The sequence below is a fragment of the Chitinimonas sp. BJB300 genome (genome assembly GCF_002735695.1).
Taxonomy (GTDB): Bacteria; Pseudomonadota; Gammaproteobacteria; order Burkholderiales; family Chitinimonadaceae; genus Chitinimonas.
Map to the genome: position 1 here is coordinate 1 of NZ_PDZH01000129.1, position 10,691 is coordinate 10,691.

Below are 10,691 nucleotides of genomic sequence, written 5' to 3' on the forward strand. Positions count from 1 at the left end.
AACCGACCGCGCTCCAGTCGCTTGTATGCCATCCAGAAACCATGGCGGTCAAACCACAGTAGCTTGACCTTGTCGCGCGATTTATTGAAAAACACAAACATCTCGCCCGACAGCGGTGAGCGGTCGAGCACCGCTTCAACCAGTAGCGCCAGCCCATCGATAGAACGGCGCATGTCGACGGGCTGGTTGGCAACGAAAGCGCGCTGGGGGACTGCAAGCATGACTGAACTCCGATAATAAGGAGTCAATCAGCTTGGTCACTGTCCAGCGACGGCGATAGAAGCGGTAGGATTTAGGCGAACGAGATCAGGAAGGGCAGGATCGAGCAGAAAGGAACTGAACTCGAAAAGCAACTCGGCATGAGCGGGCGCTTGGGGTTCATATTGTTAAAATAATCAACGAGTTAACGCATTGATACTATGCCACTTCCCTCGCTGTAGATCAAGGGAAATGGCTTAAGTCGAGAGCATTGGCTATGTCTTGACAATCAACTCGGCCGATATTGATGACACGCCCTAGCAGTGAAGGGCTTTGAAAAAATTGCAGGCCATTTGATTCACATGACAGATGCAAATTTTTTTTTACGAAAGCTTCTTAAGGGTTAGAATTTAAGGCCGTATTTAAAGTCCAATCAGAAAGGTTTTTATGCATCCTACTGCAATGATGAACGCTCAGAATTTTTTTGATTGCTATAGTAAGAATTTCTTGGTAGGGGAAATGGAGAAAGTAAAAGTCATTGAGATTGGGAGCCAAGATGTTAATGGTAGTATCAGAGACAAATGCCCTCAAGACTTTGAATACATCGGTGTTGATTTTGTTGAAGGAAAGGGTGTTGATTTAATCTTGGACGACCCGTACAGGCTACCTTTTGATACAGGATATGCAGATATAGTAGTGTCAAGTTCCTGTTTTGAACATTCGGAAATGTTTTGGGTTCTTTTTTTAGAGATTGTGCGTATTTTGAAACCACGAGGGCTTTTGTATCTTAATGTTCCATCAAATGGTGAGTTTCATCGCTATCCAGTTGATTGCTGGAGATTTTACCCTGATAGCGGCAGAGCTCTGATTTCTTGGGCGAAGCGTAATGGAATAAATGCAGCTCTGCTGGAATCATATACAAGTACACAAATTGGAGATCGATGGAATGACTTGGACCAATGGAATGATTTCGTTGCGGTTTTTTTGAAAGATGAGAACTTTATCTCAACATTCCCAAATAGAATTATTGATAGCAAAGAAGATTTTAGTAATGGCTTAATTTACAACAATAATGACTTTTTTAATTATGGCCCAATGCCGGAAGATAAAAAGAAAATACTTGCCATTTCGCAAATTATCTCAAATCAAATAAAGGTTAAATAGCTCAATAGTTGAGTAGCTGTCGAGTTCCGAGTGGTCATACTCGCTTGGTAAATATTAATCCGGCAATGTGAATGCGCATATAAGCTTACAGTACAAAATTCCTAATGCATTGTTTTAAAAGATCTTTTGTCTTTGTTCATATGCACTATTTAATTGCCGCCTTAATACTACAGGCAACTCGCCAATCAGGCAGAGACATCAGCCTGACTTAAACTAAATAGCCTCCACGAAACCCGGGGCGGTTCAATAAATTGAAAAGGTGGGGGAGGCTGAATAGTTACTAAACAATTGCTGAACCAGTAGCACCCGAACCATCAATTCGGTCGTAAACGGCGGCCAGGCCGCCGCGGGCGTGGTTGGGTCGAGGCGCTGTTCGGTCAATGTCTGCCGCCAGTGCGGCAAAATCGACATGGGTCCCCAGGACCTTCAGCGCATCGCCCAGCTGATCAAGCTTGGCTTCACGTTCTTCACTGGCAAACAGACTGGATTTGATCATGATAGGAGGGCTGACTTTCCGATGTCAGAATCATGCCATGGATGGAAGGTTTTTCGAGGTGCCCCTATGTGAAACGTCAACAGACCCTAGCCATACCTTTCCATTATCCATCTTTCTTTTTACAAACTAAGTGGTACTGAAAAACTGCACATCCCAACAAACCATCAGTTGGCACAATACCCTCAACTTCCAAAGCATCTAACAATTGTTGTGACGGTTTCCAATCCTGAGTCACCGTTGCTGAGTCTGCAACTACCACAAAACCAGCTTTATCTAAATCTTGGACAAGTGTTCTAGCAGTAAAGAAACGTTTGTGATCTCGATCAAGCAAACCTTCATCTTGATAATCCCATCCTCCTTCCAACAAATGCTTTATTAAAGACCAATGCCGGACATTCGGGACGGACAATATTAAAGCCCCATCAGCCGCAAGGCGCTCCCTCAAAAGAAAGAGAAGACCCTGGGTATCAAGAACATGTTCCAACACATCGGCCAGGATAATTGCATCGTAATGATTTACGGGCAAGTCTGGTAATAACTCAAAAAAATCTCCACACAAAACAAAGTCCAATGCTTTTGCAGCTTCCATTGCTGCCATAACATTACGTTCTATGCCTGTAATTTGAGATTCCTGTCGCTTTTTAATACTAGCGCCAATCATACCGCCAGAACATCCCACATCTAGTATTACTTTCGCCTTAATCGGAACTAGATTCACAATTTCTGGCCTATTCCTATAAGAATAGCCAGAAGTAGTTGAACCAAGCGATATGGTTGTAGTATTAACTATTTTATTATCAAATACAGTATGTATTTCTCTTATTAAATCAGCCAATTTCTCTGAAAAATCATTCTTTCGAATTGCCAAATATCCGTTTTGAGCAATAGTAGACCTAACACCTTCATCCGCTGAAATCAACTGGATACAGCGCTCAACCAAATTATCGTAATCACAAAAAACAACTCCCCCGTCATAAGGGTCATGAGAAGAATTCTCAGATACAACTAAACATCGATTACTTAACAAGTATGAAATTCTTACAGTTTCCAGATGAGATAATACATCCCACGCATGAATGTTTAAAACTATCTTTGAGCGCCGTATCAGCTGAACCAAATCCTCCCCAACAACATAATTCTGATAATTAACACACAAGCCAGCTTCAATCAACTTATTGACGATCTTTTCTCGCCGAGGGTGAGGGGAACCGTAATATAACACATCAATTTCTGCATTAGGCAATGGCTTAAATCTTTCGAGACAACGGTGAAAACCTGGTTCTACAATACTTACTTTATTATTCCAATTTTTCCTCTTATAAAATGGCAGATTTGCTGGGGAATAATCAAATATCCAACTTGCCTTATCTAACAAGTCTAAATATTCCAACCACTCAGGTAAAAGCCCTAAAGCCTCATCCAATTGCTCTAATTGATAGACTATAAAAGGGTGACTCCCTATTTTATCGACTAAAGAATTGTATCGAGAGGCAAAAATTGTAGAACCTATTAAAATATTAACTGCATCTTTCTTTACTTCATTAGTGCTAACCGTACAAGAATATCCCAAATCAATAAAACTCCCCTTAAGTGCTAAAATAAGATCCTCAAAAATCTTATTGAATGCATTTATCGATATATTACAAATATTAAATTTGTACATAATTAAGTGTTTCTCCAGGAAGCAATTGAAAAATTTAGTATAAAATCTGATTTATTTAGATAATTGGCTAAGAGGCTACATTAATCTACTCTTACGGTCTGAACTAGTGACCAGATCTAACTTCTGTCAACAAATTGGTGGAATACTCTCTCTAACGTCATTCCCGGCCGTACTTCGTGTAATTCATGGCCAAGACTTCGCAGTAGTTCTAGAGTTGCCCATAGTTGAGTAGATCCCACCTCTAACCTCCAGCGCCGCTTGCCAAGACTAATTGCGCCAACAATGGCTTGATCACCAACGGAGACAATTACATAACCGCCATCCTGATCCAATAGCTCACTTGGTGTAAGTACTGCCTTAAGTTGACCTAGATGGATGAGTCCGAATCTATCTGCCAAGCGCTCAACATCGTGAAGAACATGCGAAGAAAAGAATAAGGTTCCACCATCTCGGTGATATTGTTCCAAGATATCTACAACTTCACGTCTACCAATTGGATCGAGGCCGGACAAAGGTTCATCAAGAATCAATAAACGTGGTTGACATGCCATTGCATGCGCTAAAGCAGTACGTTGCACCATTCCCTTTGAGAACTGACGGATACGTTTATCGGCAACGTGGGCAATATTGAAACGATCGAGCCATTCCAAACAATGCTTACGTCTATCTGAAACAGAAATCCCATGAAGCCGTATACCCATATCCAATATCTCAAGTGGTGTTAGATAATCATAAAGATATGGATTTTCAGGTACATACCCTAAACCCCTCCGGGACTCATGTTGTAGAACTGACTGGCCAAATAGCCGTACTTCTCCCTCGAAAGCTCGAATAATGCCAGTTAAAATACGAATGGTCGTACTCTTTCCTGCACCATTAGGACCAACAAATCCAAACGCCTCCCCTTGCTCCACCTTAAATGAAACGTCGTTTAGCGCTTGAAACAAACTAAAGCGTTTATCACGATATGACTTAGATACACCCTCGAGAAAAATCACTTCTGACATATTAACTTTATCGCGTTCCATTTAGAGTGACCACACCATTCTTATCCAGCAAAAACCCTAGTCCCATTGGATCAACAGGTAGCTTTTCAATATACTTTTCAGAAACTAACTCTTGCAAATTCTTTGGGGGACGATGATTGTCTAATTGAAACTTATATACTGAATCTTGAAGCTGTCTAAGCGCTTTTAAACGTTCAATTCTCCCTTGAAGAATGAAATTTAATCTAGGATTGCCACTACTCTTTGACATTCCATCAAGCATTTTTATTGCCATACTAGACTCGTACCCTTTTTCAATCCACCGAGATGCAATATTACTTAACGCGGCTCGCTGGCCAGAATCTGTACGTTCTGCAGCAATTAATATATCTTTCGCGGCACCTTTATAGTCTTTGTAGAAATAGTAACGATTAAAACCACTAAAGAAAGGGGGCAAATAATCGTTTTTCCTTGCTTTAGTTGCTCGCTCTAATATTTGTTGTGCTATTTCAGTCTGCCCATTCCAAGCTAAAATAGCCGCAGCAGTGTAGTAATTATCTTCATGCCTAGGATTTAATTGCGCAACAGCTAGCTGTACTCTAGCCAACACTAAATAGGTTTCTGGCTTTAGTTTGTCAGTACCTACTGTCTGAGCACGAAATGCACCAACATTTGCTGCAAGATGACGATCCCCCAGAGCCATTAATAATTGCACTGAAGATGGCATCACGACTTGCAAGTCTTCAATTGAACGTCTGCGTTGCTTTCCTGATAATAAATAACTAGAGAAGCTAAAAACCATTGCGGCGCCAACCAAAATAAATATTGCCAATTTATAACGGTTCGGCCACATGTTGAGTATCCTCCTTCAATGCCCTGCTCACCTTCGCAATAACACTTTCCCAATCATTTAATTCATCCTGACGAAATAATCTAACATTAGAATACCATATAGTGTCCTCTCCGCTCTGCCCCCACCGCCAATCGACTTCTTTTGACAATAGCAGCCAAACAGGCTTACCCATTATTGCGGCAAGATGTGCAACAGCAGTATCAACAGTAATAAGAAGATCAAGTTGCTTTATTACAGCAGCAGTGTCTAACCAGTCTTCACATTCTACTGCGATGTTATTTAAAACTGCTACTTCAGGCAAAAAAACAGCCTGATTGGAAGGCAGGTCTTTTTGTAAACTCATCCAAAACACGCCATCTATATTAAGCAAGGGTATCCAATATTCCAATGGACAATCTCGAAAGTTAGTATTTAGATGATTAGGATTTCCACCCCATATTATTCCCACTTTTTTCTCACAAATATCTTCAAAATACTTAAATAAATGGCTATTACTACAATCGACTTGGAGGTTACTACTTACTTTTAATGCCGTTCCCTCATTAATTCGCAACATATGCGGCAGACTCATTATCTCTATATATGTATCAAAAGGATACCCCCCTACGTCTGCTCTCAAACCAGTACGATCTACCAAAAAACAAGGTACGTCTGCACAGTTTAATAGTGGCAGTAGACCATCTTGGACAACCAATGTGACAGTGCAATCTTTTAAGTAACGTATAAAATGAAGAAAATTAAAAGTATCACCATAACCACATTCACAAAACACAAGTAAATGGCGCCCATTTAGTGATGAACCATCCCATCGAGGAATTTGCAAGTACGAAAGCTTATTTTTGACTGAATCACTATTAGGAATATCTAATCGCGACTCAAATTCAGACCAACCCCGCTCGAAATCACCAATTCCCAATAGATGTAGTGCAAACCTAAGGCGCATTTTTAAGTCATTTGGTTGTTTTTGTAAGTATTCTTCCATCAAAACACCTGCCACAGTAGGCACAGCTGCAGTTTTCGCGCTAACAAGGCGGTATTCAATATTTTCCAAAGTTGAATCAATATTGAAAGCACACTCCACCTCCTCTAAAGCTTCTTGATGTCGCCCCAATCTTTGCAATAAATTTCCACGCCAAAGACGCATCTGCCCATTTTCTGGAAACCAATCAGCCAATTCATCAAACACCAAATAAGCAGCCTTTAGCTTATTTGTTTCATAAAGAAACCAACCAAGATAAAACCACCCTGTTACATTGGTTGCATTACACATTACAGCACGTTCAAATTGCTCAAGTGCTAAATCATTATTTCCCACTTTCCAATAGGACAAACCAAGATTAATCCGGGCTTCAGCGCTGCGACGGTATATACTTAAATATGATTGGTAACCATCAATGGCAGCTTGATAGCGTTCCTGCATCCGGTCAACTTGAGCCTGCCAATACTGCCACAATACTTCTTCTGCATCTTGTAGAAGCAAAACTACAACCCTATCAGAAAGGCGATCGATATCCTTACGAGCCCATAATAATTCACAAGCTGCCCAATTAGCTAATCGCCAATATTCATTATCATTCGGAACTATTAAATACTTCTCAATCGCCGCCGTAGTATCATCACTTACTTCAAGATACTTTCCCATCCAATAAGGTTGAGTTAGAAACCATGCTTGAAATGCCGTTGGTAAATCCTCTGGTTTGAACATACGTGAAAGTGTGAACACCCAAGCAGAAGGTAGATCTGGTAGCAACTTAACTAGAGGCGAATTGTTCCAATCGATCAATTTTTCATTGTTTAAAATATAATGACGCGCACGCCATACTGATGAAGTTACAGAATCCATTTCTTCTGCACAAAAGCGTTGCTCAACTAGTTCGATAAGTGAAGCGCGAATCCGTGTAACCACCTCAGGCCAGCCCTCCCTCGCCGACGATTGCCGCCAAATACGCATTGAATCATACCAAGGTGTATCAGTTCTATTTAAAAGCCAACGCCAATCATTAAAGTAAGGTAACAATAGCCAAACCGGCTTACCAAGCGCGCCCGCAAGGTGCGCAACTGAAGTATCAACACAAATTACCAGATCAAGGTTCGCTATAATAGCAGCAGTATCAGTAAAATCTATAATACCTTCAGAAAAATCAACTAAGTTCATACCAGCCGGTGTTAGACTAGTTTGCTTTGAAAAAGGCCCTACTTGTAATCCAAAAAAAGTAATACCAGGTATATCAACCAGAGAAGAAAAATCACTGAGCGCCATTGACCTATTCTGGTCATTTAAATGCTTTGGATTTCCCGCCCAAACCAAACCTACCTTTAAACCGGGGTACATCACAATTTTTTTATTCCATCGTATGCTTTTTTCTTCCGGGGCTTCTATATACCTACGTGATGACTGTCTAATAGCTTCCTCAGTATTTCCAAATAACTTTCCCAAACTTAACAGAGAAATTTGATATTTGTAACTTAGATCAAAATTCTCAACATCATCACGTACTTCTGCTTTAGATTGTGACTTGAGTAGCTGAATTATGTCAGGATAACTTGTAAATAGAATTCGCGCTCCGAGTTCTTCCATCTTTGGAAAAAAACGCATAAATTGAATTACATCACCTAAGCCTTGTTCAGAATGAACTAATACTGCCTCACCACTTAATGTTCTACCATCCCACTCAGGTACATTTATCTCATATTTTTTCACAGGCCCACTAAGACCAGATCGCCACTCAAATTCTTTCCACCCCTCTTCAAATCGACCACTCAATAACAAAACCAATGAAAGGTTAAAATGGGCTTCGACACAATCATACTGCAATTCGATTGCCCTCTTATATGCCAATTGAGCTTCATAGCATAAAGACTGGTATTGCAGCACTGCTCCTATATCTGTAAATGCAGAAACGGATTGTTCAAGCTCCTGATTTGATAATATTTGATTTGCAGAGCTAAAAAGCCGGCCTTTGGCGAGCGCTCGAGCTAAAATTGGCTTCGATGTAATTTCTTGGAAGGGCAACTCGGACCATTCAACAGCCAACGACATGGCTTTCGCGAAACGTCCTTGATCAATAAAAACGGCTATCAAAGTCTTTCTAGCTGAATCCAGCTTAGGATTCAATTCCAGTGCGCGAGCCATTTCATTTATTACTAATAAGGGATCATCATCCAAAACACCTACGTAGCCTAAATTAACGTGCCCCTCTGCATGCTCTGGATTAAGCTCACAAGCTTTAGAAAGTAATCGCCTCGCTTCTATTATTTTACCATTCCGCAAAAACCAAAGACCTAAATTGTAATTAGCTTGCCAGTGCTCCGGATTGGTCTTAATGGTACTTTGCAGCAATGGAACAGCTTCTGCATCGTTACGCAGCAGAAGCAACGTACCAAGCAAGTAGCTCGCATCAGGATGTTCTGGAAAGTTGCTTAATATTAATCTATAAAGTTGCTCTGCCCGATCCAACATTCCATCTTGATGCAAGGCAAAAGCTTGCTGAAGCATAGATTGACTCACAGATTTTTCCATAAAGTGAAGCAACACGATTCTTGTTTACGACGCAAGACTGTACGGTTGCTTTGAAAATTGATTAGCGATACTGCCAACGTTTTTACACCGCAATACACTTCTCAATCAATGGTAGTTTTTAGTTTAATTAAAAGAAAAAATTAGCTATTGAAATTCGCGGCGATCAAATATCCAAGCAGATAAAATCAAACATACCAACCCATAGGCAATGCTTTGAGCTACACCATATCCACTTAATAAAATCGCGGCATTGTCACCGTAAAGAACGAGATCACGCAAATCTAGAAGGCTGAGATCAGGAATTAAGTAACCTATTGTCTTTACTATTGGAAGTTGAATCTCTTGCAAGTCTGCGGCTCCGCTCTGCTGATCTTGCAATAGTGCGATCACAGCGCCGTAGCTACGCGCCACAAAGGCAAATGCTAGCCCACTTGCCATAGGCATTAAACTCGTAGTAGCAAAACTGGCAATCAACATTGTGAACGCAGTTATTACAGCACTATCCAAAACACATGCTGCCAAAACGCCCAGAAAATCTGCACCGAAGTGAACTGAATAAAACTGCTGGTACTCTACACCGGATAAAGCAACCAGACCAAAAACTGCCCCACCCATCGATAGACAAGCAACAAGAAGGAGACTCACAATACCCGCATAGCGCCCAAACCAATAGGCACCTCTACCACAAGGATAAGCCAAGGTAAAAAAAACAGTCTTACGATCATTCTCTCGGCTTACAAGCTCATGTACCCAAAACACCGCCAACAAAGCCAATACTAGGCGCAGTCCAGACAAACCGACGTCTAAAGCTACAGTCTGCGGATGCCTACCCGAGAATTTACTTGCCAAGAGAGCCGCAAACATCAATAGAACTGCCAGTATAGCAATCGACTGCAACGCCCTGCTACGTATACCAGAACGCCAAGTAGTCACTAGGTGAAGCCACATAATTGCTAACTCACTGAAGTTAAATAATCTAAAATTATTATCACTCGAAAGCCTTAACGAGTCGAGAAAATGCGGTTGAATTTGACTCAATAACTGATGTTACGCAGTGCATACGATAACCTGTCGCCATGAAGAACAAAAAACTCGATTTGTACGGGCCTGTCGGCGATGGTAGATGGTGCAGTGAGCCACGACCAGGTCACGCGTTTTTTGTCCAAGACCGATTACACCTCCAAGGACTTATAGCTGCAGATTACAACGCTACCAACACGACCTATAAAAAACGGTGGGCCGTGGAGGTCTTTCACCAGTCACTCAGGTCCAATGCCAGTCTGGCCAAGTCGCCTACGCATACTGTTCGCACCCAAAGCAACCATGTGTTCATGACGATTTGCGCAGCCTTCAAACTTGAATGCCTGAGCATCAAGACGAAGAAGAAACCATTTGCGCTTTGCCGCAAGTTATTGATCAACGCCTCCCGCGCGGCTTATGAATCAGCTACAGCTGCTTCTCGCAGCCACTGCGTAACATCAGTCAATCGGCATAGGGGCGGCTAGATTACCTGGCTGACCCCTGCCACACCACCCGGCATGCGGGTCCGCACCGGGCGGTTCAAGAAGTTGAGGTTAGGCGAGTCTTGGAACTCCCAAGCGCTCGAAATAGGCGATCGGCAGCGCACGATTCAGCACGCCGTAGCCATTACGCCACCAGCGTCTGGCATTGCTCGCTATCCTCTTCGCGTCCGTTCCGCTCGCCCCGAGCGCTTTCAGCTCCCGATACATGCTCCTGCCCCGCTTCCACTGTTTCAGATGCAGGGTGCGCAATCGGTGACGCAGCCATTCGTCCAGCCCTCGAAACACCGT

Annotated in this window: 9 protein-coding genes; 1 reads left to right on the top strand and 8 read right to left on the bottom strand. The window is 42.0% G+C overall.

Features of this window, described 5'->3' with window-relative positions; all coding sequences use genetic code 11:
• Positions 1 to 221, bottom strand: a 221-nt coding sequence (gene tnpB / locus CSQ89_RS17475; RefSeq protein ID WP_143747084.1) for an IS66 family insertion sequence element accessory protein TnpB, incomplete at its 3' end; no start/stop codon positions are given.
• 424 nt (positions 222 to 645) lie between these two features.
• Here tnpB and CSQ89_RS17480 point away from each other — a divergent pair.
• Positions 646 to 1,362, top strand: a complete 717-nt coding sequence (locus CSQ89_RS17480; protein WP_099407380.1) for a methyltransferase domain-containing protein — start codon at positions 646 to 648, stop codon at positions 1,360 to 1,362.
• Between the two features lie 280 nt (positions 1,363 to 1,642).
• On the opposite strand, the gene CSQ89_RS17485 is transcribed toward CSQ89_RS17480, so the two are convergent.
• From CSQ89_RS17485 to CSQ89_RS17520, 7 genes are all read right to left on the bottom strand, one after another.
• Positions 1,643 to 1,858 (bottom strand): hypothetical protein, encoded by a 216-nt coding sequence (locus tag CSQ89_RS17485; protein WP_099407381.1) that lies wholly within the window; start codon positions 1,856 to 1,858, stop codon positions 1,643 to 1,645.
• 103 nt (positions 1,859 to 1,961) lie between these two features.
• On the bottom strand, positions 1,962 to 3,521 hold the full coding sequence (locus CSQ89_RS17490; RefSeq protein ID WP_099407382.1) for a class I SAM-dependent methyltransferase: 1,560 nt from the start codon (positions 3,519 to 3,521) through the stop codon (positions 1,962 to 1,964).
• A gap of 116 nt (positions 3,522 to 3,637) precedes the next feature.
• The gene (locus tag CSQ89_RS17495; protein ID WP_199065663.1) at positions 3,638 to 4,549 is read right to left on the bottom strand and encodes an ABC transporter ATP-binding protein; all 912 of its coding nucleotides are present in this window, start codon (positions 4,547 to 4,549) and stop codon (positions 3,638 to 3,640) included.
• Positions 4,536 to 5,360: a hypothetical protein gene (locus tag CSQ89_RS17500; RefSeq protein ID WP_099407383.1), complete on the bottom strand. Its 825-nt coding sequence runs from the start codon at positions 5,358 to 5,360 to the stop codon at positions 4,536 to 4,538. Before CSQ89_RS17500 ends, CSQ89_RS17495 begins: the two co-directional genes overlap by 14 nt.
• A complete protein-coding gene (locus CSQ89_RS17505) occupies positions 5,341 to 8,868 on the bottom strand; it encodes a tetratricopeptide repeat protein (protein WP_158229030.1) in 3,528 nt (1,175 codons plus the stop codon). Before CSQ89_RS17505 ends, CSQ89_RS17500 begins: the two co-directional genes overlap by 20 nt.
• Positions 8,869 to 9,024: 156 nt before the next feature.
• Positions 9,025 to 9,828 carry an ABC transporter permease subunit gene (locus tag CSQ89_RS17510; protein WP_374701373.1) on the bottom strand — a complete coding sequence of 268 codons (804 nt, stop codon included), beginning with the start codon at positions 9,826 to 9,828 and terminating at the stop codon, positions 9,025 to 9,027.
• 626 nt (positions 9,829 to 10,454) lie between these two features.
• Positions 10,455 to 10,691 (bottom strand): hypothetical protein (locus CSQ89_RS17520; RefSeq protein WP_441302619.1); only part of this gene is annotated, 237 nt, incomplete at its 5' end.